Below are 23,452 nucleotides of genomic sequence, written 5' to 3'. Positions count from 1 at the left end.
ATACCCATTTTACGGATAAGGCTTAACCATAATGATATCCGATTTACTTTTAGAGAATAGGTGCTTTCCAAAAGAATAAATTTTAATTTTAACCACTTATGCAGCTCTTTTTTCAACAACACATTTCCCCTCCTACCATCCATCTGGAACCGGAAGAATCCAAGCATCTAACTCGGGTACTTCGTAAGCGTGTAGGTGACATCATCCACGTGACAGATGGAGAAGGCTGTCTTTATGAGTGCAAATTGATAGATTCCAATCCAAAAAAATCTATTCTTCAGGTGATTTCAAGTGAAAAGGTTCCTGCAGATGATTTCTACATTCATCTTGCGATCGCTCCGACTAAAAGTCCAGATCGCATGGAATGGATGATTGAAAAGATTACTGAAATTGGCTTTCATGAATTGACCTTACTTTCGACCATGAATTCGGAAAGAAGTTTTCTAAAAACCGAAAGACTGCATAAAAAGATGATTTCGGCCTGTAAACAAAGCTTAAAATATCACACTCCAAAAATCAATGAAACCACTGATTTTAAGGAATTTATCACCAATTCTGAATTTGATGATTATCAGAAATTCATCGCATATGTAGATGAAAATCATGATCACCATTTGATGGACTCTGCAAAGCCAAAAGGAAACTATCTGATTTTAATAGGGCCTGAAGGGGACTTTGATCCAAAAGAAATTGAAAAAGCATTATCCCATGACTTTAAACCAGTCTCTTTGGGTAAAAGCCGATTAAGAACAGAAACTGCCGGATTAGCAGCAGTACAAATGCTCCAAGTACGAAATCGCTAATTTTTACGTTTTTTTTCTAAACGTTCAAGCGATACATGAACATTGTTTGCCATTTTGATTAATTTAGTGTTAAATCAATTTTTACGGTGCCGTACAAAGAGCGAGAAATAGAGAAAAAGTATTATTCAATTGGTGAAGTTGCAAAACTTTTCAATGTTGCCCCATCTCTTATCAGATATTGGGAAGGTGAATTTGATATCATCCATCCTAAAAAAGACAAAAAAGGGAACAGGAGATATGTCAAAGATGACATTGAAAAAATAAGATACATTTACCATCTCGTCAAAGAAAAAGGGTACACACTTCAAGGAGCACAGGAAGTGATCAAATCTGGAAAGGAACATGGATTTGATAAAGTTGCTGCTGTCCAGAAGTTGCAACAGATCAAAGATTTTTTAATTAATATCCGTGACGAATTCAACTCAAAATCCGACTCCTGAGGAACTTAGGTATTTTATTGCACTTTGGTCTGCTCCTAAAATAGGTCCAGGAATAATAAAATCAATCATCGCATATTCAGGCTCTGCAAAGAGATTTTTTGAACTTCCAAAAGGTAAAGCAGCAAAGACTCCAAGAGTTGGAGAAAAACTCCTCGAACTCAAAAATCAGGAAAGTTCTCTTTTAAAGAAAGCAGATGAATTACTAAATGAGTCCCAAAAAAAGGGATTTCAGATTTTAACTTCACTTCATTCCAATTTCCCTCAACGCCTGAAGTCTCAGGAAGACAGCCCTGCACTTTTATTCACACAGGGTAATGCGGATTTCAATGTAGACAGAACAGTAGGCATAGTAGGAACCAGAAGCGCAACCGCCTACGGCAAAGCTTCAACCAAAAAAATCATCGAGGACTTAGCCATTTATCAACCTACCATCATTTCAGGACTTGCTTATGGGATAGACATAGAAGCACACAGAGCAGCCATCCAGGCAAATATCCCCACTTTAGCAATTATGGGCTCTCCAATCGGACAAATCTACCCTTCTGTGCATAAAAAGACCGCAATGGACTTGATGGAAACAGGTGCCATAGTAAGTGAATATGCACCGGAAAGCAAGATGACACCTGGGAATTTCCCAGCAAGAAATAGAATTATTGCAGGTCTTTCAGATGCATTGATTGTGGTGGAAGCAGCAGAAAAAGGAGGTGCATTGATTACCGCAGAAATTGCTTTTTCGTATGACAAGGAAGTTTTTGCAGTACCAGGAAACCTTCAATCTGCATATAGTGAGGGCTGTAATAAACTTATTAAGAAAATGAAGGCCAGCATATATACTGGCCCAAATGACATTGCAGAGGCTCTTTTTTGGAGTAAACCGGGAGAATCAAAAATCACTAAACCTTCCTTGGATTTAAGTGAAAGACCTACAGATGAGGTGAAAATATTAAAACTCTTGATGGAAAAGCAAGAAGCTGAAATTGATCAAATCAGTTTACTAACCGATATTCCATTAGGGCAATTATCAGCAAAATTACTTTCACTGGAGTTTGAAGGAATTGTCAAATCCCTTCCGGGAAAGAAGTATAAGCTTTTAAGTTAATGCTGTTTGAGCTTTCTGATCTTTTTGGGAAAATACCACAGATAAAATCCACTAATACTCATCAAAATCAACCCTAATGAAGTCAAGGTAGAATAAGTCAATTTAGCTCCTTCTTCTCCTGTCCAATAGTAATCTACAATACTTCCATCATGCACTTTTTCAATCCAATCAGAATGTCTAGTGGAAACCGACAATACATTACCTGAATATCCATCTACCTGAACTTCTGTGAAATGGGTTTTAAATGTGACTTTGGCAATACCTTTATCTGGTCGGATATCGATCCTGTCTACTTCTGGATCCAATCCCAATTTTGCCATTTCTGACTCCCCTATTTTCACCATTTCAGATGGCAAAATCCAAGTACCATTTTCCACCTTAGTTTTAAGCGTGGGAGGTAATAATTCAGCCTTTTTCTTCCATGCCAAGAGAATGGAAGTAATCCCTATTAAGAAAAAGAATAGAATTAAAGGTATTCCAAGCCATCGGTGAAAGACCCGATATAACCTTAAAGCTTTTACTTTCGATTTAATTGGATCTGCCATTTACACTTCATTAAAAACAAATTGAGTCAACTTCATTGCTTCTTTTAACTCCACTTTATTTAATTGTAAATCATGTCCTGCAGACTCCAGTGTTTGGATCATTACTTCAGTTGCCATGTTACCTACCAACTCATCTTTAGCCATTGGGCAACCACCAAATCCGTTTAGCGCACCATCAAATCTCTCACATCCTCCCTTCAATCCTGCTAAAACCTTTTCTCCAATTGTTTCTTTCGTACTATGTAAATGCGCCCCAAACTCAATATGCGGGTAAGCTTGTTTCTGAATTTGAAACAACTCAGTGATCAAATCAGGATTTGCTACACCTATTGTGTCTGATAATGAAATGATCTTCACTCCAAGTTGATCGAGTTTTTCCACAAATCCGGCAATCATGTCCGGTGAATAAGGATCTCCGTAAGGATTTCCAAAACCCATGCTGAGGTAGGTAACCAAAGTTTTCCCTTTCACCTCACATACATTTTGAATTTCTTCTAACTCCTCCAGTGCGGCCTGAATAGACTTATTGGTATTTTTTTGCTGGAAAGTTTCCGAAACAGAAAGAGGAAATCCCAAATAATCAATCTCAGGAAAATGACTTGCATCATTTGCCCCTCTCAAATTGGCGACGATAGCCAAAAGTTTTGACTTAGAATGATGAAGATCCAATAAACTCAAAACCTCTTCTGTATCTCTCATTTGAGGGATGGCCTTTGGACTCACAAAGCTTCCAAAATCAATCGTATCAAATCCAATTTCCAAAAGCTGATTGATATATGCTGCTTTGATGGCAGTATCAATAAAGTGAGGAATCCCCTGCATGGCGTCTCTTGGACACTCTATCAATTTAATCATGGCTGAATTTACTAAAGTTAATTTTGCCATTCTCAGGAAATTATTTGAATAGCATCAATCTTCTATACTTGATAAGCATATTCATAAAAAACCAGCCAACCTATGGTGATAAATGGGATAAAATGGGGATATTTTTCCTTATCCCATTTTGATACAATTCATTGATTATCAATTCAAAACCCTCTAAAACCCTCCAAAACAGCTTTTTAAGTGAGTTTTTAGGAGATAGATCCTTCAAAAACATTTTTGGTAGATGTATTGCATAATACATATCAAAACCAACCACAATTAATTATGAAAACTAAATCAACTTTACTTATTGGTGCAGCTTTAGTCACCGTTTTTGCCTGTGAGACTAAACAGTATGATGAACAGGATAAAATGGAAGTAACATCCAACCTTCAAAGTTATGTAGACAGCATTGAATCTGCCGTAAAAATTGTCCCAGTTCATAATTGGACTGCAATTGACGAAAGATATGACAGTTTAGACAACAAAGCAGAGGCTGTCTACAAAGATCTAAATGCAGACGATCAAGAAATCGAAATGATTGAAGAACGTTATGAAACAATCGTCGAAAATGCGAAAAATGATCAAGAGTTATTTGAAGAAACTGCCGACATGCACTTGAAAAATGTAGAAGCGTGGTGGGATAAAACTTCTGAAAAAGTTGAAAAAGGGACTAAAAATACGGTGGAAGATATAGAAGATGCCACCCAAGAAAGTCTAGATTGGCTCGAGAAAAACTTTGATAAATTGAGCAAAGAATCGAAAGAAAAAGTCGAGAAAATCAGAATCGAATTAGAGAAGGATTAATCACCAAAATTCCCTCTAATACAAGAAACCCGCCTAGTTTAGGTGGGTTTCTTTATTTTTAGAGTTTTTGTTATTTAGAAAACTTCTTTCGCAATTGCATAGGTAGTTCCAGCCTTACTCATAGTATAGAAGTGTAGAGATGGAACTTGTGCCTGAATCAATTCTTTACATTGCTGAATAGACCATTCTATCCCTACTTCACGTACCTCAGAATTGGTTTTACACTTTTCCAATTCATCCATTAATGCATCAGGAAGATCCAAAAAGAACGTTCTTGGAAGCATAGTGATTTGTCCTATCGTAGTAATTGGCTTGATTCCAGGAATAATAGGAACAGTGATCCCAGCTGCGCGAACTTCTTTCACAAACTCAAAGTATTTCTGATTGTCAAAAAACATTTGCGTGACAATATATTCTGCACCTCGATCAACTTTTTCCTTCAGTCTCTTCAGATCAAATTTCATGGATGGAGCTTCGAAATGCTTCTCCGGATACCCTGCAACTCCAATACAAAAATCAGTATGAAAGCTCGTTTCAGTCTCCTCATGAAGGTATTTCCCATTGTTCATGCGAACAATCTGCTCCACTAATTCGCTGGCAAAATGATGTCCATCTGTTTCCGGAATAAATTTCCCTTCAGTTTTTGGAGCATCGCCGCGAAGAGCCAACACGTTCTCAACTCCAATAAAATTCAGATCGATCAGCGCGTTTTCGGTTTCCTCTTTGGTAAAACCACCGCACAATAAATGTGGAACTGCATCGATTTGAAAACGATTCATAATCGCCGCACAAATCCCGACAGTACCAGGCCTTTTCTTGGTACTGATCTTTTCCAGAAGACCATTTGGATGCTTCTTATAAATATATTCCTCTCGGTGGTAAGTCACATCCACAAAAGGTGGCTTGAACTCCATCAAAGGAGCAATTCCTTCTAAAAGTTCTTTTAAACTTTGGCCTTTCAGAGGAGGTAAAATTTCAAATGAAAAAAGCGTTTCATTCGCGTTTTTCAGGTGCTCAGTAATTTTCATATAGGTTGTGAGGCAAGATTAATTTTGGGTTGATAAGCTAAATTTGGAGAAAGTAATCGCTCTGCGTCTTTCAGGGAAATGCCTTTTCTTTTGGCATAATCAGCGACTTGATCCTCTCCGATTTTTCCAAGTCCAAAGTATTTACTATCCGGATTTGCGAAGTAAAATCCAGAAACCGAAGAAGTTGGATACATTGCAAAACTAGAAGTAAGTGTAATTCCTACATTTTTCTCCATATCCAGCAATCTTGAAATTTCCTCTTTTTCAGAATGTTCAGGACATGCAGGATATCCAGGCGCAGGTCTAATCCCTAAATACTCCTCTCGAATTAAAGAATCATTATTTAAAGACTCCTCTTTTGAATATCCCCAATAATCCTTTCTTACCAATTCATGGACATATTCTGCTGCTGCTTCTGCCAAACGATCTGCCAAAGCTTTGAATAAGATATCATTGTAATCGTCTCCAGCCTTTTGGAATTCAGCAAGTTTGGCTTCCATACCTGTTCCCGCGGTCACAGCAAAACAACCCAGATAATCTGTTTTTTCAGGATGAAGGTAATCTGCCAAAGATCTATTTGGAACACCCTTACCTTTTTTACCTTGTTGTCTCAAGAAGTGAAATTCACCAGTTTTATTTCCTTCAGAATCCAGCACCAAAGCATCATCTTCTACACGTTTTACAGGATAAATTCCAAATACTGCATTCGAAGAAAGCCATTTCTCTTCGATCAATTGATCCAACATCTGATTGGCATCTTCAAAAAGCTTTTTAGCTTCCACTCCTACAATTGGATCTTCTAATATTTTGGGGTGTCTGCCGCTTAGCATCCAAGTACTAAAGAAAGGAGTCCAATCGATGTATTCCCGTAAAATATTCAAATCAAGATTCTCAAGAACAGTATTTCCTAATGATTTTGGTTTTACAGGATCAAATTGAGTCCAATCAATTTCCACTGGATTTGCTTTTGCCTCCTCGTAAGAAACTAATTGCTTGATAGTCTGCTTGGCCTCATGCTCCACTCTCAATTGGGCATAGGTCTCCTTTATTTTCAGACGATAAGAATCCTTGGTTTCAGGAGAAATCGCCTCACCGGCGATAGGAACGGACTTACTTGCATCAGTCACGTGCACAACTGTTCCGCTGTAAACCGGATCTATTTTTACGGCAGTATGAATTCGGGAAGTCGTAGCTCCTCCGATCAACAAAGGAATTTTCAATCCCTGTCTTTCCATTTCTGATGCGACATTGACCATCTCATCTAAGGATGGAGTAATCAACCCACTCAGACCAATAATATCTACATCGTTTTTAATCGCTTCGTCAATGATTTTCTGGGCATCTACCATCACTCCCAAATCAATGATTTGGTAGCTGTTACATGCTAAAACTACTCCGACGATATTTTTACCAATGTCGTGAACGTCCCCTTTTACGGTTGCCATCAGCACCTTTTTCAAAGAACTTTTTTCTTGTCCTTCTTCCGGCAAAGGCATAAATGGCTCAAGATAAGCCACAGCTTTTTTCATTACCCGAGCGGACTTCACTACCTGAGGAAGGAACATTTTTCCTTCACCAAATAAGTCTCCTACCACATTCATCCCGTCCATCAATGGACCTTCAATCACTTTCAAAGGATTTTGAAGCTCCAATCTTGCCGCCTCTGTATCTTCAACTATAAAGTCCAAAATTCCTTTTACCAAAGCATGCTCAATTCGCTTTGAAACAGGATCGGATCTCCAAGCTTCGTTGACAACTTCTTTTTTACCAGAGGATTTTACCGTCTCAGCAAAATCCAAAAGTCTCTCGGTTGCATCTTCTCTCCTATCAAAAAGCACATCTTCCACACGCTCCAGAAGATCTTTTGGAATATCATCATAAACTTCCAACATAGTCGGATTGACAATTCCCATATCCATCCCATGATGAATCGCATGGTATAAAAATGCCGCATGCATCGCTTCTCTCACAGGATTATTTCCTCTGAAAGAGAAACTCACATTACTAACACCACCACTGACTTTTGCACCAGGAAGATTCTCTTTGATCCATTTCGTAGCTAAAAAGAAATCCAGAGCATTTTTCTTATGCTCATCCATTCCAGTTGCCACAGGGAAAATATTCGGATCAAAAATGATGTCTTGAGGATTAAATTTGACTACATCGACAAGGATTCTATAGCTTCTCTCACAAATCTCAATTCTTCGGTCGTAGGTATCTGCCTGTCCATCTTCGTCAAAAGCCATCACCACTACCGCTGCACCAAATTTCTTAATGGTCTTCGCCTGATTGATAAATTCTTCTTCACCGTTTTTCAAGGAAATGGAATTCACAATCCCTTTTCCTTGGATGCATTTTAACCCAGCCAGAATAATTGCCCATTTCGAGCTATCGATCATGATTGGAATTCGGCTGATTTCAGGTTCAGAAGCGATTAAATTCAAATATTTAACCATTGCATACTCACCGTCAAGCATCCCTTCATCCATGCAGACATCAAGGACCTGAGCTCCACCACGAACCTGATCTAGTGCCACTTCCAGCGCTTCGTCGTATTGGCTATTTAAGATGAGCCTTGCAAATTTCTTCGACCCCGTGATATTGGTTCTTTCCCCAATGTTCACAAAGTTGATTTCAGGCGTTAAAACCAAAGGTTCTAGACCTGATAATTTCATGTATTGATTCTTTACCATCTCCTCAGTCCAGTGTTTCTTCTACTTCTTGTTCTTGTAATTTTCTTGGCTGAAAGCCTTCAGATAGCTTTGCTAAAGCTGAAATGTGCTCTGGAGTGGTACCACAGCAACCACCAAGGATATTCAACATTCCTTCTTTTAAAAAGTCGCGAACCTGATCTGCCATTTCATTGGCTCCCTGATCATATGCGCCAAACTCATTTGGCAGCCCGGCATTTGGATAAGCACTTACATAAAAAGGCGCTTTTTGTGCCAAAACCTTCAAATAAGGTCTTAATTCTTTCGCTCCCAAAGCACAGTTCAAGCCCACTGAAAGCAGAGGTACATGGGAAATTGAAATCAAAAATGCCTCTGTAGTCTGGCCAGATAAGGTTCTACCTGATGCATCGGTAATCGTTCCCGAAATCATGATTGGAATTCCACCTTCTTTTGGATCTAATGGAAGTCCTCTTTCCTCAAAAACATCTTGAATCGCATATAGCGCTGCTTTTGCATTAAGTGTATCAAAAATCGTTTCAACCAACAAAATATCAGCACCACCATCCAACAAACCTCTCACTTGCTCAGCATAGGCAATTGCAAGTTGATCGAAAGTAATCCCACGATATCCTGGATCATTCACGTCTGGAGAAAGAGAAGCAGTCCTATTGGTAGGGCCAATTGCACCTGCTACAAACCTCGGCTTGTCAGGGTTTTTGGCCGTAAACTCTTCTGCAACTTCTCTTGCAAGCTTAGCGGATTCAAAATTGATGGCATACGCCAAATTCGCCAATCCATAATCCTCTTGCGCAATGGTCGTTCCTGAAAAGGTATTCGTCTCGATGATATCAGCTCCAGCTTCCATGTATTCAGCATGAATGGCTTTGATGATATCCGGACGGCTTAGGGATAATAAATCATTATTTCCTTTCAGTGCCTTGGGATGATTTGCCAATTCAGGAGTTCTGAAATCTTCCTCCGTCAATGTATAGCGCTGGATCATAGTGCCCATTGCTCCATCGAGGATAAGAATTCGTTTGGAAATCTGCTGAAGTAAGAGTTCGGTTCTGTTTTGCATCTTAGATTATCGTTCAAAAGCAAATCGAGCAAAACACGGAAAAAAGTACCAGGACTCATCCGCTCATCTGTTCCCGATAACTCGGGATGGGAGTTAGCACCTTGGAAACAGGTTGCTAAGACGTCGTTGGGCCCTTCCCTCGGTCTTTCTCGATAAGCAGACCAAAGGTAATATCATTTTGTTAATAAAACAGGTTCTAAGATCAAATTTGGCCAAGGGATTTCGACTTATTATAAGAATCTGCTAAGGTCTTACCCCAATACCAAAACTTAAGTAAGGTGCTGACATATAAGATGCCATGCTAAAATCTGCTAATTTATAGTTGGCAAGGGGAAGTTCGTACCCTACGGAAGTATTAAAAACGACGTCAAAAAGGTTTCTTTTCCCTATCGGAATACCATATTCCACATATAGCTCAGGCTTTGCCATCAAGCCACTATTTCTCAAGTATCCATCGAAAGTCCTTTGCTCAAATAGCTCTGGAAAATCCGGCTTGTTTTTCATGGTATTGGTATAACGGATATTACCAAACCCAAGTCCCGCAATACCTCCAATGGCGAAATTTCTGTATTGGATGAATTTCATCCCTAGATTTCCATATACCCTCAAACTATTCAAAGTATGATTTCTGATATTATTTGCAGAACCACTCATTGCCAGATTATAGATATCGGCTCCGTACAGGAATTTCCCACTTTCACCTAAAATGCGCAGTCCAAGATTAGAAGGCTTCCCATCAAAAGCATTAAATCCTTCTGACTCTAAAACTTCATTAAATCCATCAGGACTTGTAAAATGAATGCCATTGATCAGGTATAAGCCTATACTCGCGTCTTTGTAAAAGAAATTTCTATCAGGCAAAGTCAACCCAGCTCCCACACGGATAAAAGCGCCACTTTGGGCATTATCAAAAGAAAGCCCATTCAAATTCCATTTTCCTTCAAATGGACTAAAAGCATAGCCCAATTTCAATAAGACTTCTAGAGCTTCTTTTCTCCCAGGAAGGTCAAAATCATAACTTAATTGGAAGCCAGTTTCTGTGAGGAAATTCCCATAATATCTGGTCCCTTTTTGAATATTCTTTTCTCTTAAAATAAATCCTTGGGATGGTTCGGCTAAAAAGCCTTCTAAGGATTGAGATGAACTTTGCGGAAGCATTTGAAAATTCAAAAAACCTGCCCCAATAGACATGTAATGAATTAGCTGAATATTTGACTCCTCAATGAAAGCATATCCAATGTTCAGCAGAGCTCTCGAAGTTCTATAATTCAGTTTAAAATCATCCAGTTCACTCTTGCCCCCCCGATTATGATAGACTTCCATACCAATAACAAAATCGTTGTAGCGGGCTTGATATCCCAGCCCTATTGTATGGTATTTATTCCTCAACCCAGTCAGACCTCTATCTTCCAGCAATTGATCAAACTGCCTTAATTTAGCGCCGGATGTACCCGCCATCAGATAAAAGGAAGACCTTTTAGTAATTAAGCGCTGAGCCGGAAGGTTATAGGAAATCCCTAAGAATAAAACGAAGAGAAAAAAACGAGAAAAAAGGGACATGAAATTACTCTGTTTGATTCGACTTATAAGTCTCGAGCGTACTACGCAAAATTAATGCTAAACAGAAAAGCCAGAGTAATCTTTCTGATTAAGGGACTTAATTAATTTCTCATATAGGACTTCTGGAATAAAAGGCTTAGGCACAAAATCAGTGAATCCTATATCAATTAATTCCTTTTTTATCTCATGAAGAGAGGTTGCCGTTAATGCAAGAATTGGGATTTCACTTTTTGATTTAAGGCTGTGTTTTCGAATGGCTTTTGCCACAGAAAACCCGTCTAAAACCGGCATTTGAAGATCCAGCAAAATCAAGTTAAAATCCTCCTTTTCGAATAATTCCAAAGCCTCTTCCCCATCAGATGCGATGACAAGTTTTCCTGTATTCCATTTTTTCAGGAATTTTTGAATCAAAATCTGATTGACATAATTATCCTCGGCTACAAGGATCGAAGCATTTTCAAGTGATTTGGATGGTTTATCGCCTCCTCTGAGATGCTCTACAACACTTGACCGATCAATACGGTAACCTATTCTAAAAGTGAATTTACTTCCTCTTCCCTCTTGGGAATCTACGGTGATCTCTCCTTCAAATAACTCAACCAGTTTTTTAACAATAGCAAGACCTAATCCTGTTCCTCCATATTTACGCGTCGTAGAAGACGATGCTTGGGTAAAAGCTTCAAAAATGGTATCAATCTTTTCCTCAGGAATTCCAATCCCGGTGTCCTCAACCGTAAATTCCACCAGAGATTCCTCCTTGCTTCTACTGATTTCATTCAATGAAATATTAACGGATCCCTGGTCGGTAAATTTGATCGCATTGGAAATGAGATTATTAATTATTTGCCCAAGTCTGATCGGATCGCCAATGACCAGATTAGGGAGTTTTTCGTCAAAGTGACAGGCTACATTCAATGACTTTTCATTAGACTGAAAACTATGGGAATGAACAATTCTGGAAACAATATTTTTCAGATCAAATGACACGTTCTCCAACTCAACCTTGCCTGATTCTATCTTATTGTAATCCAAAATATCATTGATCAGAGCCATTAAGTTCTCTGCAGAAAATTGCAAAGTTTTTAAATTCTCCAATTGCTCCGGACGAGGATTTTCATCCATCAAAAGATGCGAAAGTCCGATGACAGCATTCATCGGAGTTCTGATCTCATGGCTCATGATAGACAGAAACTGAGATTTAATTTGGGAAGCTTGTTCAGCATTTTCTTTTGCTTTCATCAACTCCCTCTGAGCTTCTTTTAATTTTGAAATATCTCTCGCGATTCCAGTGTAGTATTTTGCTTTCCCATCTTTATCGAAAATCAGCTTCCCGTTTGAGTTAAATACCTTGAAATCGCCATTCTTATGCCTTAATCGGAATTCCAAGAACTGCGTATTTGCCAAGAAATCATCTGTGGACTCAAGCATCTTTTGGAATTCCCCCATATCATCTGGATTCAAAAATTCAAAAATGCTCTTTCCGATTACTTCCTCAGCCTGATATCCCAAGAACTGGTTCACATTTGGTGAGACATATCTCAGTGTAAAAGTCTCAGTAAGAGAGAAAATTATCTCGGTAGATTCTTCAACGAGGGTACGGTATTTTTCCTCAGATTGAAGAAGGTCAATTTTAGCTTGATGCTCATCTGTAATATCCCGGATGATACTCAACACAAATTCAACCTGATCCTTGATTACAATTGGCCTGAAGGTCCTGGAATAATATCTGTTCTTGATAGGGAACTCTGTTTCTACAATTTCCCGATCGTAATAAACCTTATCCAATAAAGTACTTACTTCCTCATACGAAGTCAAATAGACTTCCCACAAGAATTTCCCTTCAAAATCCTCCCGCTTCATCCCCCAATTTTCAAAATTGGTTCCCTCGGCCACAATGTACTTTCTCTCTTTGTCCAACAAGAAAATATTGGTATCAGGTAGATTTGATGCTAGAATCCTGTACTGGCGGTCTCGTTCTTCGTTGATTACCTCTAGATTCTTCCTGTCATTGACATCCTGAAGAATTCCTTCATGAAGTACAACTTTTCCTGATTCATCAAACACGTCTTGTGTTTGATCTTCCACCCAGATAAACTGACCATCGGATTTTTTTAATCGATAACTTCCTGAGAAAGCATTGATCCCATTTTCTGTTGTGTTTTTCTCGGCGGTTTCTCTGATTTTTCTTGCATCTTCAGAATATAACAAATCCAAAAACGACCTTTTCTCAGCAATTAATTTTTTGGAGTCATAGCCAAATCTGTTGATGTTTTCTGAGATATATTCTATTTGAAAATCTTGGTATGGATCTACTCTAAATAGAATCGTAGGACTGTTTTCTACGATAAGTTTTGCTCGATTTGAAATTTTTTCCGCTTCGTATTTTTCAGATAAATTTCTAAGTACAAAGGAGTAACCGATATTTTCGTTTTTATCCGAGTGTATGGTCTTTACAGAAAGATCAAATGGCTCATTCTCCTTCCCCTGAATTTTGATGAAAATCTCATCCTGCCAAATGGTTTCCTTTCCATGGTTAGAAAGGAACTTCTCCAAACTCTGATTTTGAAATTCGAAATATTTGCAAAAACTGCCCGTAAAAGGTTTTGAAGAATCTTTCCCACAGAGTTTTTTAGCAGCTTCGTTTACATAGATAAAATTCAGATCCAAATCTGTTACCACGATTGGGTCACTTACCTGGGCCAAAATCTGGGATTGCAATAAGAGATACTCTTCAGACGCTCGTTTTTCTGTGATGTCAGTACAAAACCCAAAAACCTCTAAACTTTGATTGAAAAAATGCTTCCTCGCATTGATCTCGTAACTTATCAACGTTTGTTTTTCATCCTGATTGGATGCCATATAAAACTCTCCTGATGAAGGTTCCTGAGTTCTGAATGTATATTTGAGATTCTCAATAAATTCCTGCCGATACTGCTTATTGATATTGTAAAACAAGGTCGAAAACTTAGCATAGGTAGGTTTATCTCCTAACCCAAACATTTTTGCCAATCCTCCCGAAAAATGAAAACTATTTCTGTTTTGACTATACCTCCATGAACCTGACTTGGCCAAAAGCTCCGTAGTAGCCAAGAGGTTCTCGTTCCTTTCTATTTTTCTCAGAAGTTGTCCACCTTGATATGCTCCTGCGAAAATATCTCCAAGTTGCCGCAAAATCTGAAGTTCATTTTCATCCAAAAAATGATCCTTTTCAGAAATTCCCAGCACCACAACTCCTTTGAACTTGAGCGAGGAAATCATAGGAATTAATATCAGTGACTCCTCTTCTGTGGTAGGTATCAAACCTATTTTTCCAAAATCATCAGAGTTGGGTGAGTCCTGTATATGCTTAGTAATGAAATTCCAATCTACATCATCTTTTTCCTCTGCCATTTTACTACTCCAAGAAGCGATCAATTCGAGCTCAGAATTTTCATATTTCTTAATGAAAATTTTTGACCAATTGGCTTTTAAGGATTTGCTGAGTTGGGACAATGCACTGACAAAATTCTTTGTCAGTTCTTTAGGGCTTTCATTGATCAGGAAAGAAGAGGTTTTGTTGATGATATTCTCCAACTCAAACCTTCGCTGCAAGGAAAACTCTGTCAGTTTATAGTCTGTAATATCTCTTGCACTGAAGATGACACCTTTGATATTTGGATGATTTTGAAGATTGCGGGCATAGCTTTCTATGTAAATCTTTTTTCCATCCGAGCGATTTATCCAAAAATCAATATTCACTTCCTCTTCAGAATCCAGTACTTCCTGAAAGTTTCCTTTGACTAATTCGATTACCCCAGTATCTATAAACTCGCGGAAATTCCTACCTACTATATCTTCGACTTTAAATCCTAAAGTTCTACCAACATTGGGACCGATAAACTTGTAATTTCCCTCAACATCGAGGATTGAAATCAAATCATGGGTATTATTCAGAATACTTTCTAAATACCGGAAACTTGAATTCACTTCATCCAGCCCACTTTTTCCCAAATCTTTAAGAATCGATTGAGAGTAGAATTTCGACCTCACTCCTTTCAGGATTAAAAAACGATCTGAATAGCTTGAGGGTAAAGGCACAAAACTCCATTCAAAAAGCATGAACTCATGTTCTAGAGATTCGAGAGACTTATAAAATGTGGCAGAAGAAAGTTCATTTCCCTGAAAATATCCATTTAAAACATCGATGACATTGGGGTATTCGACAAACTTTTTCCAATCATCATTTGGCAGAACAAAATTGGATTTGAAGTAAGCATTGAAAAAAATTATTTCTTCAGAATCAATCATCAGAAGTGGTTCACTCATTTGATCGAAATAATCAGAAATATCAAATTGTTGAAACTTTGTCATACAGCTGGATACAAATCTTCCCTATGCCTCTTGGACTAATAATATAAAACGCAGGCTAATATGGCTAAAAGTACAGTGACTTTCCAACCAGATATTACCTTTTAGATGCAATTTAATTGAAAAAATTCTGCTTAATTTTTAGAGGATATTAGTCTTTAAGTAATTTATTTAAACCTTGATTTTGATAAATTCGTGATTAAATGAAATTAAACTAGTACAAAAATCAAAAACCACACTATGATTATTTCAACTACCCCATCCTTGGATGGTTACCAAATCGATGAATATTTAGGTGTTGTTTCCGGAGAAACTATCATTGGAGCCAACGTTTTCAAAGATTTTTTTGCAAGTATTACTGATATCGTAGGAGGAAGATCTTCTGCATACGAACAAGTGTTGCGAGAGGCTAAAGCAACTGCAATGACAGAAATGGAAATGCAGGGAAGAGCTTTTGGAGCGAATGCAATTGTTGGTATTGACCTTGATTATGAAACAATCAGAGATGGTATGCTGATGGTCACGGTCAGTGGAACCGCAGTCAAAATCTCTAAAAAATGAAAAAAAGTCCTGATTTCTCAGGACTTTTTTAGTTGCTCTATTACTTTTTTGAGATTCGTCTTTTTACTGACATGATCTCCTATTATCACCACTGGGGCAGATTTACAAAAATCCATACACTTGGTTCGAATCAGTTTACATTGACCTTTGAATTCACCAGAGCTAAGTTCTTTTTCAAGACTTTTTCTCAAACCCTTCGAATCTTCCTTTTTACAATCCGAACCCTCACAAACAAAAATCAATCTTCTCCTAGATTCCATGTTAACCTCCTGAAACTGCCTGCATCATCAATCCACAAAGATACGCACCATAAGTTCCAGCTGCATATCCTAAAACCGCTAATAATACACCTACAGGTGCCAAAGAAGAATCGAAGGCCGAAGCTACAATTGGTGCGGATGCTGCTCCGCCGACATTCGCCTGCGATCCTACAGCCACATAAAAGAAAGGGGCTTTTATTAAATAGGCGACAATCAACATGATCAGGATATGAAAGAACATCCACAAAATCCCGATCAGGAATAAAATTGGAGAATCTAAAACTGCTCCCAAATCCATTTGCATTCCGATAGATGCAACCAAAACATATAAAAGAACACTTCCCATTCGAGAAGCGCCTGCTCCCTCGAGATTTCTCGCTTTGGTAAATGAAAGCAGCAATCCCAAGGTCGTTGCTACAACTACAATCCAGAAAAATGAGGAATCTAAAGAATATTGTCCCAACTCTGGGTAATTCTCACCGATCCAAGGAGCGATGGTATCAGCTACTAAGTGGGAAAAACCTGTAACTCCAAAGCCTACACCCAAAATAATCATGGTATCTGATAGTGTGGGAATCCGCATTATCCCTGCTCTAAACTCCGAAATCTTATCTCTCAATTCGTAAATAGCTGTATTGTCCGCTTTAAACTTCTTATCTATTATTTCTGGCTTTGCGGCCCAATAAAGAAGAAAAGCCATCCATAAATTGGCAACTAAAACATCCACAGCAATCATTTGACTGAAAAGTGCCGGACTTGCTCCAAAAACTTCCAGCATTGCTGTTTGATTTGCTCCTCCACCTATCCAAGATCCGGCAATTGTAGACAAACCTCTCCAAACCTCATCTGGCCCAGAACCTCCCAAAATCTCAGGCTGAATAAACCCAACTGTCGCCAAAGCAAGCGGTCCTCCCAACATAATCCCAACGGTTCCCGCCAAAAACATGGTCAATGCCTTTGGACCTAACTTTAAGATACTTTTGAGATCTATGCTTATGGTAAACAATACAAGTGAAGCTGGCAAAAGATATCGGCTCGCAACATGATATATTCCAGAATCTTCTCCTGAGATCCAGCCCATGGAGTTGAAAACAGCTGGGATGAAATAGCAAAGAAGGACGGTCGGAACAACTTTATAGAATTTCTTAAAAAAAGTATTTGAACTAGCTGAAGTTGCAAAAACCAAAGCCAAAATGGCCATTAGAATCCCAAATACAACTGCATCATTGGTGAATAAAGCGCTTTTTTCTTCCATGGATCGAAATACGGAGTGAAATACTATAATACCAATAAAATCCTCAGAAATTAAACCTTTTACTTTCCCCTTTCCAATAATTGAAGCAATTCTCCTAGAATCATCGCAGTGGCTCCCCAAACCATTTCATCTTCTACTTCAAAATAGGGCGTATTTAAACTAAAAGAATTACTGATTTCAAGAATTTTCTCCTTCCTGATTTCGGGTGTAGATAAATGCTTGATCGTAGTTTGTATAATTCTATCGACCTCTTTTTCTTCGGGTACAAAATCAGGTTTTACAGAAGAAATTCCGATGACAGGTGTCACCAAAAAATTACTTGGCGCGATATACAAATCAGTTAGACGTCCTAAAATCTCTACTTGTTCGGGATCAACACCCACTTCTTCTGAAGCTTCCCTCAAAGCTGTAAAAATCAAATCAGGATCACTTGGCTCCATCTTGCCTCCTGGCAAAGCGATTTGACCACTATGCACTCCATCGTATTCAGGCCGCTTGATTAAAGGAAAAAATGGCTCTCCATTTTGGGGATAAAACAAAAGAAGGACTGCTCCTTTTCTGTGATTTTCGGGTCTTTTGTGATCAAATCTTTTCCAGTTGATAGGTCTGGGTGACATTGTCAAATGAGCATCCACTCCTGGGAGCGGCGATTTCAATCCATTTCTAAGAATTTCAATAAACTCTTCAAATCCCATTTCAACTCAAATCAACCTTTTTAATTTTTTGATTCAGGTACGATTCCGTTTCGTACTCCTTTTTCACATTTTCTAATTGGTAGCGATGCACCTTATGAGTCTCCAATTCAATCACCCATGCCATTGGTCTATACCCCGCTTCCTCCTGAAAATACCCAAAAACCACAAAGGTGGATTCATTGATCCACAAACCATCCTCAAACATCCCGGAAGGTCCCATAAACAATAGCCGCTCTTTCATTCCATCCTCACGATACCAAATGACTTCGGAATCCGGATTTAAAAATGGTGACTCTAAACCATCTTGAGCTTCTATTTTATAACTGTAAATATCCATCGTTCCATTTCCAGCAGGATTAGGAATTTGATAAGGAAACAAAGGATCTCCAGGCAAAATGGGATTCATTTCAGGCATCTCCATTGGATCAATGGTATCAGTTTGGATGAGATTAAAATCTGCAGCATCAAATGCCCCAATCAATCCAGACCAGTGGGATTTCCATTCTGACTTTTCATCCAAACCTGACTGGATATATCCTATGAGTTTTTTTGCTTCTTCCTCATCTACAGTAAGAATATCTTCCGCATTTTCGGATTCCTTTTCTGAGGATTCACAAGCAATTAAAATTCCTGCCAAAGCCAGAAAGGAGAGAATTTTTACTTTAAAAAAAGGTGAAACTTTCATAGAAAATAAATAGGAGAAGTTGAAACTAATCTAGAGTCTTTAAAAAACAAAAAAGGCCCGGATAAAATCCTGGCCTTTTCCTGCTCTCAAACCTATTAAACCTATTGTAGATATTCAATTCATGAATACTTGCGAAAAGTAGAAAATGTTTTCATATACTCCAAACAATCGATTGCGAAAGATTTTCAAAATTTTATTTCCCGACCATTTATAAAAGGTAACATCCTAAAAATCAGGACAAAAAATCTTCTTCAAATCCAAAAAAAATTTATCTATGTATCTTGTCTTTTCAATTTTGAAATTAAACATTTCGCATGGACGATTCTCTTGATATTCAGATCGCAAAAAAAATCCTCGATGGTTTTTTGAAATACATCAAATCTTTCAACACTTACACCCAATTAACACCCAAATACTTTAGTGAAAGAAATTGGAAAGCGATCCAACTCAATCACAAACAAAGATTAAGACTTTACAAGGATTTACTTTTTCCCCTTGCCGCTTCCTGCAAAGAATTATTGGTTGCAAAAAATACTGACCGAGAACTTTGGGCTGCAATCAAGTCTAACTACGCTCAACTCATTGTGGATATTCAAGAGTTGGAAATCGCAGAAACTTTCTTCAACTCCGTCATCCGAAAGACTTTTGAAAATCTAGCCATCGATGAAGAATTAATGTTTGTCATGGAAGGTCATGATTTCTGTAGCATCAGAGAAAACTCAGATTTGATCAGAAATTATCCAGAAGGTCTAGGCTTGGACAAAATCATCCGTCAGATTTTAGATGATTTTGACTTTGGGGCTCCTTTTATGGACAAGGAGAAAGATATCCAGTTTTTGATTGAAGGAGTTAGAAAAGTGATTTTGACCAGATATAGTATCGCTCCAGATACCAGAACACAAATCCTAAAATCTGTTTTCTATCGAAATAAAGCAGCCTATCTTATCGGAAGAACTTTCGTCGGAAAAAAATGGATGCCATTTATTATTCCTGTTTTGCATGGTGATAATGGCGTTTTTGTAGACACTCTGATTTTCGATCCAAATCTGATGAGTCATATGTTCAGTTTCACCAGATCTTATTTCATGGTTGAAGCTGAAGTGCCATCTGAAATTGTGGCGTTTCTAAGCTCTGTAATTCCTCATAAAAAAATCCACGAACTCTATAATGCAATAGGATTTAACAAGCACGGAAAAACACTTTTTTACAGAGATTTTCTCCATCATTTAGAAAGCAGTTCAGATCAATTTGTCGTAGCTCCCGGTATCAAAGGAATGGTGATGACGGTGTTTACTTTGCCCTCTTTAAATATTGTTTTCAAGCTGATCAAAGATCACTTTGAGCCGCCAAAAAACATGACTCGCCAAGAAGTCCGTGAGAAATATAAATTGGTATCTCTTCATGACCGTGTTGGAAGGATGGCTGATACACATGAATTCGAATATTTTAAAATCCCGATCGAGCGTATCAGCCCGGAACTTGTCAAAGAATTGAGAAACACGACCAATTCATTATTGAAATTTACCGATACTCATTTGGTTTTAAAGCACTTATATACCGAAAGAAAAATGGAACCTTTAAATCTGTATCTGGAACATTGTGATACAGATGAAGGCAAAAAAGTAGTGGAAGATTATGGTCGAGCTATCTTACAATTGGCTCAAGCCAATATTTTTCCGGGAGATATGATGACCAAAAACTTTGGGCTGACAAGACAGAAACGAGTGATCTTTTATGATTATGATGAGATAGAATTCCTAACTGACATGAACTTTCGGATCAAACCCAAAGCCGAAACTTACGAGCAGATTTACGCTTCGGAACCTTGGTATTCTATTGCCAAAAACGATGTATTTCCCGAGGATTTCAAAAGATGGATGATAGGAAGAAAAGACTTGAAAGAACATTTTCTGGAATACCATCAGGATCTTTTTTCACCGGAGCATTGGCAGGGAATACAATCAAGAATCGGTAAAGGTGAATTAATTCATGCTTTCCCCTATCCGGAGGAAATCCGTTTCCGACCAGATCAAAAAATCTAAGCTTTAAGATTTTACTTCTATCTACAGCTACAATAGTCTATTTTTGCATTTGGCGCTAGCCAAAATCACCCAAGTATATGAGTTCAGAAGTAAAATCATCCATCGATAAAAAAATCAATACTGGCAGAAAAATCATTCTTCAGACTCCCCAAGATGATGATCGCCCAGTTTATATTTCCGGCAATTTCAATGACTGGAAAACGCAGGATCATCAATTTTTGATGACAAAACTGGAAAAAGGAAAATATGAATTCTCCTTTCCAGACGAACCGAGATTCAAAGGAGAATTGATTTATAAATTCACCAAAGGAGACTGGTCTGAGGTGGAAATCGATCGGTATGGAAACAAAACTCCCAACCGTCTTTGGAATGATAAGCAAACTAGCAAGGTGGAAAAGGTGGCTAAGTGGAGAAAAAACTGGCTTCCTTACCGTCCTAGCCAGCTGCCTAAAATTCATTTGATTTCTGAGGAATTTGAAATCCCTCAATTAAATAAAACCCGGAAAATCTGGGCTCTTCTCCCCCATGATTACGAAACGAGTGATCAGTCATACCCTGTTTTATACCTTCAGGATGCCCAGAATCTATTCAATGAGGAAAGTGAGTTTGGAAACTGGCAGATAGATAAAAAACTGGCAGTAATGTCTGATTATGGGATTGGAAAAATCATCATCATCGCCATAGAGCATGGAGAATCAGAAAGACTTCAGGAATACAATGTTGGAAAAACGATTCTGGGAAAAGGTAATGGAAAGGAGTATATCCGATTTATTACGGATACCTTAAAGCCATTTGTCGACAAAACTTTTAGAACCAAAAGCGAACGAGAGTTTACGGGAATAGGCGGAAGTTCGATGGGAGGATTAGTCAGTATTTTTTCAGGTTTGATCTATCCAGAGGTCTTTGGTAAGCTCATGATTTTCTCACCATCTCTTTGGGTGATTCCAAAAATAAAACTGGGGTTTTTGGACTTTTTTGAACCGATGGAAACAAGAATATATCTCTATGCCGGAGGAGATGAGAGTGAGACGATGGTCAAACACGTGACTAAATTGAGAAAGCGTATCATAAAAAGAGAAAGCTTGCTTGGGAGAGTAAAAGTGAGGTTGAGCATCAATGAGGAAGGAAAACACACAGAGCAATATTGGAGTGATGAGTTTCCAAAAGCTATCGAATGGCTATTTTACAGTGATAAAGAAGATTAAAACAGGCTTTCTAGCCTATTAAAATAAACAAGCGAGAAGCCTCCCAATTGGTTTTGGGTTGTCTTTTGAAAAGAAAAATTAATATTCATGAAATTTCAGATCAACCAAAATCAAACAGAAAATAACTCTTTGATTGTCATCCCTGTATTAGAGGATTATCTCGCCCCTATTCTTGAGTTTAAAGTCAAAAGGCAAATCAAAACCAGCATTTTCGCAGGAAAAAAAGACAGCACATTTATCATTGATTCTGATGATCAAACCATTTTACTCATTGGTTTAGGAACAAACCCTTCCACTTCGGACATCAATAAATCCTTCAGAAGAATCCTTTCTAAGAATAAGGAATTGGTGCAAGATAAAATCAAAATCGATTTCTCTGAGGAGTTTACCCAAGAAATGGTGGAAGCAGCACTTGTTGGTTTGCAATTGGGTGCTTATTCACTGGCATTTTTCAAGAAAGAACAACCAAAGGATTTTGAAGCATTAATCGTTTCTGTTAACTCGAGTTTACCAGAATTAAAAAACATCATTGACAGAGCTTCTAAGATTGCCAAAGCAAAAATTGAAGGTTTTAAAATGGTGGATTTACCTCCCAATGTTTTGACTCCTGAGTATTTGGCGAATTGGGCAGAAGAAAAAGCAAAATCCTTGAAAATAAAAACCACTGTTTTCGATGAAGAAAAAGCCGAAAAAGAAGGTTTAAAGGCGTTTTTAGCAGTTGGCAGAGGCAGTGCAAAACCATCAAAGTTCATAATTTTAGAATATCGACATGCCGACGCAAAATTCCATCTGGGACTAGTTGGCAAAGGGGTAACCTTCGATACAGGCGGATTAAATATCAAAACCGCTGGGATGGTTCACATGAAATCAGATATGGGCGGAGCCGCAGCGGTTTTGGCAGCAACCCAATTAATTGCTGATTTAGAATTACCTATCAATTTAACTACGATTGTGCCCTCTGTCGAAAATGCGGTAGACAAGGATGCCTATCTTCCAAGTGAGGTGATTGGATCTCATGCAGGGCTAAGCATCGAAGTGATTGATACCGATGCGGAAGGAAGATTAATCTTGGCAGATGGGCTTTCCTACATGGTGAAAAATTATGCTCCAGATCAATTAATTGACTTCGCTACATTGACTGGAAGTAGCGTCGGGACATTTGGATACGAATGTGGAGCTTTGTTTGCCAATGAGGATACTTTTTCAAAAGCTATTCAAGAGGCTGGTTTAGCAACTGGAGAGAAAGTATGGCCACTTCCACTTTGGGAAGCTTACAGGTCTGAGATGGATTCTGAGATTGCCGATATCAAAAATTACCACGGAAAACCTATCGCAGGAGCGATTACAGCCGCAAAATTCTTAGAGGCATTTACTCATGAACATCCAAAATGGGCTCATATGGATATCGCAGGAGTAGCTTTTGGAGACACAGAATTTTCCAAAACTAAATCAGGAACTGCTTTTGGTGTGGGTTTATTACTTAAATTCATCGAAAATCAATTATAG

At 38.2% G+C, this 23,452-nt stretch carries 19 protein-coding genes and 1 riboswitch; of the genes, 8 read left to right on the top strand and 11 right to left on the bottom strand.

Annotated elements, in window-relative coordinates; genetic code table 11:
• Window positions 1-98: 98 nt before the first annotated feature.
• From FHS59_RS05695 to dprA, 3 genes are all read left to right on the top strand, one after another.
• Window positions 99-803 (top strand): 16S rRNA (uracil(1498)-N(3))-methyltransferase, encoded by a 705-nt coding sequence (locus FHS59_RS05695; protein WP_184493824.1) that lies wholly within the window; start codon window positions 99-101, stop codon window positions 801-803.
• 86 nt (window positions 804-889) lie between these two features.
• Complete coding sequence (locus tag FHS59_RS05690; RefSeq protein ID WP_184493822.1) at window positions 890-1,243, top strand: MerR family transcriptional regulator; 354 nt, start codon at window positions 890-892, stop codon at window positions 1,241-1,243.
• The gene (gene dprA, locus FHS59_RS05685; protein WP_184493820.1) at window positions 1,212-2,342 is read left to right on the top strand and encodes a DNA-processing protein DprA; all 1,131 of its coding nucleotides are present in this window, start codon (window positions 1,212-1,214) and stop codon (window positions 2,340-2,342) included. Before FHS59_RS05690 ends, dprA begins: the two co-directional genes overlap by 32 nt.
• On the opposite strand, the gene FHS59_RS05680 is transcribed toward dprA, so the two are convergent.
• Both FHS59_RS05680 and FHS59_RS05675 read right to left on the bottom strand, forming a co-directional pair.
• Window positions 2,339-2,887: a PepSY-associated TM helix domain-containing protein gene (locus FHS59_RS05680; RefSeq protein ID WP_184493818.1), complete on the bottom strand. Its 549-nt coding sequence runs from the start codon at window positions 2,885-2,887 to the stop codon at window positions 2,339-2,341. The genes dprA and FHS59_RS05680 overlap by 4 nt on opposite strands.
• Window positions 2,888-3,742, bottom strand: coding sequence for a hydroxymethylglutaryl-CoA lyase (locus tag FHS59_RS05675; RefSeq protein ID WP_184494510.1), 855 nt, complete (start codon window positions 3,740-3,742; stop codon window positions 2,888-2,890). It abuts the gene before it with no gap.
• A 294-nt stretch (window positions 3,743-4,036) separates the two neighbouring features.
• Between FHS59_RS05675 and FHS59_RS05670 the strand changes: the two genes are divergently transcribed.
• Window positions 4,037-4,558, top strand: a complete 522-nt coding sequence (locus FHS59_RS05670; RefSeq protein WP_184493816.1) for a hypothetical protein — start codon at window positions 4,037-4,039, stop codon at window positions 4,556-4,558.
• A 74-nt stretch (window positions 4,559-4,632) separates the two neighbouring features.
• Here FHS59_RS05670 and metF read toward each other — a convergent pair whose 3' ends face one another.
• The 5 genes from metF to FHS59_RS05645 all read right to left on the bottom strand — a co-directional run bounded on the left by metF (window position 4,633) and on the right by FHS59_RS05645 (window position 15,246).
• Window positions 4,633-5,586 carry a methylenetetrahydrofolate reductase [NAD(P)H] gene (metF, locus tag FHS59_RS05665; protein ID WP_184493814.1) on the bottom strand — a complete coding sequence of 318 codons (954 nt, stop codon included), beginning with the start codon at window positions 5,584-5,586 and terminating at the stop codon, window positions 4,633-4,635.
• The gene (gene metH, locus FHS59_RS05660; RefSeq protein WP_246388313.1) at window positions 5,583-8,261 is read right to left on the bottom strand and encodes a methionine synthase; all 2,679 of its coding nucleotides are present in this window, start codon (window positions 8,259-8,261) and stop codon (window positions 5,583-5,585) included. The genes metF and metH overlap by 4 nt, the downstream gene beginning before the upstream one ends.
• 22 nt (window positions 8,262-8,283) lie before the next feature.
• Complete coding sequence (locus tag FHS59_RS05655) at window positions 8,284-9,336, bottom strand: homocysteine S-methyltransferase family protein (RefSeq protein WP_184493810.1); 1,053 nt, start codon at window positions 9,334-9,336, stop codon at window positions 8,284-8,286.
• A gap of 60 nt (window positions 9,337-9,396) precedes the next feature.
• Window positions 9,397-9,495, bottom strand: a riboswitch (SAM riboswitch).
• An 84-nt stretch (window positions 9,496-9,579) separates the two neighbouring features.
• Window positions 9,580-10,896, bottom strand: coding sequence for a hypothetical protein (locus FHS59_RS05650; RefSeq protein ID WP_246388312.1), 1,317 nt, complete (start codon window positions 10,894-10,896; stop codon window positions 9,580-9,582).
• A gap of 57 nt (window positions 10,897-10,953) precedes the next feature.
• Window positions 10,954-15,246: a PAS domain S-box protein gene (locus FHS59_RS05645; protein WP_184493808.1), complete on the bottom strand. Its 4,293-nt coding sequence runs from the start codon at window positions 15,244-15,246 to the stop codon at window positions 10,954-10,956.
• 237 nt (window positions 15,247-15,483) lie between these two features.
• Between FHS59_RS05645 and FHS59_RS05640 the strand changes: the two genes are divergently transcribed.
• Window positions 15,484-15,804 (top strand): YbjQ family protein, encoded by a 321-nt coding sequence (locus FHS59_RS05640; RefSeq protein ID WP_184493806.1) that lies wholly within the window; start codon window positions 15,484-15,486, stop codon window positions 15,802-15,804.
• A 17-nt stretch (window positions 15,805-15,821) separates the two neighbouring features.
• Here FHS59_RS05640 and FHS59_RS05635 read toward each other — a convergent pair whose 3' ends face one another.
• Genes FHS59_RS05635 through FHS59_RS05620 form a run of 4 tightly spaced genes read right to left on the bottom strand, consistent with a single transcriptional unit; the run spans window position 15,822 to window position 18,699 of the window.
• A complete protein-coding gene (locus FHS59_RS05635; RefSeq protein ID WP_184493804.1) occupies window positions 15,822-16,064 on the bottom strand; it encodes a (2Fe-2S) ferredoxin domain-containing protein in 243 nt (80 codons plus the stop codon).
• 1 nt (window position 16,065) lies between these two features.
• The gene (locus FHS59_RS05630; RefSeq protein WP_184493802.1) at window positions 16,066-17,319 is read right to left on the bottom strand and encodes a DUF819 family protein; all 1,254 of its coding nucleotides are present in this window, start codon (window positions 17,317-17,319) and stop codon (window positions 16,066-16,068) included.
• A gap of 59 nt (window positions 17,320-17,378) precedes the next feature.
• The gene (locus FHS59_RS05625; protein WP_184493800.1) at window positions 17,379-18,014 is read right to left on the bottom strand and encodes an NUDIX hydrolase; all 636 of its coding nucleotides are present in this window, start codon (window positions 18,012-18,014) and stop codon (window positions 17,379-17,381) included.
• A 1-nt stretch (window position 18,015) separates the two neighbouring features.
• Entirely contained in the window at window positions 18,016-18,699 is a 684-nt protein-coding gene (locus tag FHS59_RS05620) for a hypothetical protein (RefSeq protein WP_184493798.1), read from the bottom strand.
• A 314-nt stretch (window positions 18,700-19,013) separates the two neighbouring features.
• Between FHS59_RS05620 and aceK the strand changes: the two genes are divergently transcribed.
• From aceK to FHS59_RS05605, 3 genes are all read left to right on the top strand, one after another.
• Window positions 19,014-20,741: a bifunctional isocitrate dehydrogenase kinase/phosphatase gene (gene aceK / locus FHS59_RS05615; RefSeq protein ID WP_184493796.1), complete on the top strand. Its 1,728-nt coding sequence runs from the start codon at window positions 19,014-19,016 to the stop codon at window positions 20,739-20,741.
• Window positions 20,742-20,818: 77 nt separating this feature from the next.
• Window positions 20,819-21,946, top strand: coding sequence for an alpha/beta hydrolase (locus FHS59_RS05610; protein ID WP_184493794.1), 1,128 nt, complete (start codon window positions 20,819-20,821; stop codon window positions 21,944-21,946).
• A gap of 87 nt (window positions 21,947-22,033) precedes the next feature.
• The gene (locus FHS59_RS05605; protein WP_184493792.1) at window positions 22,034-23,452 is read left to right on the top strand and encodes a leucyl aminopeptidase family protein; all 1,419 of its coding nucleotides are present in this window, start codon (window positions 22,034-22,036) and stop codon (window positions 23,450-23,452) included.

This window comes from Algoriphagus iocasae (assembly GCF_014206875.1).
Classification (GTDB): domain Bacteria; phylum Bacteroidota; class Bacteroidia; order Cytophagales; family Cyclobacteriaceae; genus Algoriphagus; species Algoriphagus iocasae.
The sequence above is the reverse complement of the archived record's forward strand: the minus strand, read 5'-3'. Positions and strand labels throughout refer to the sequence as shown.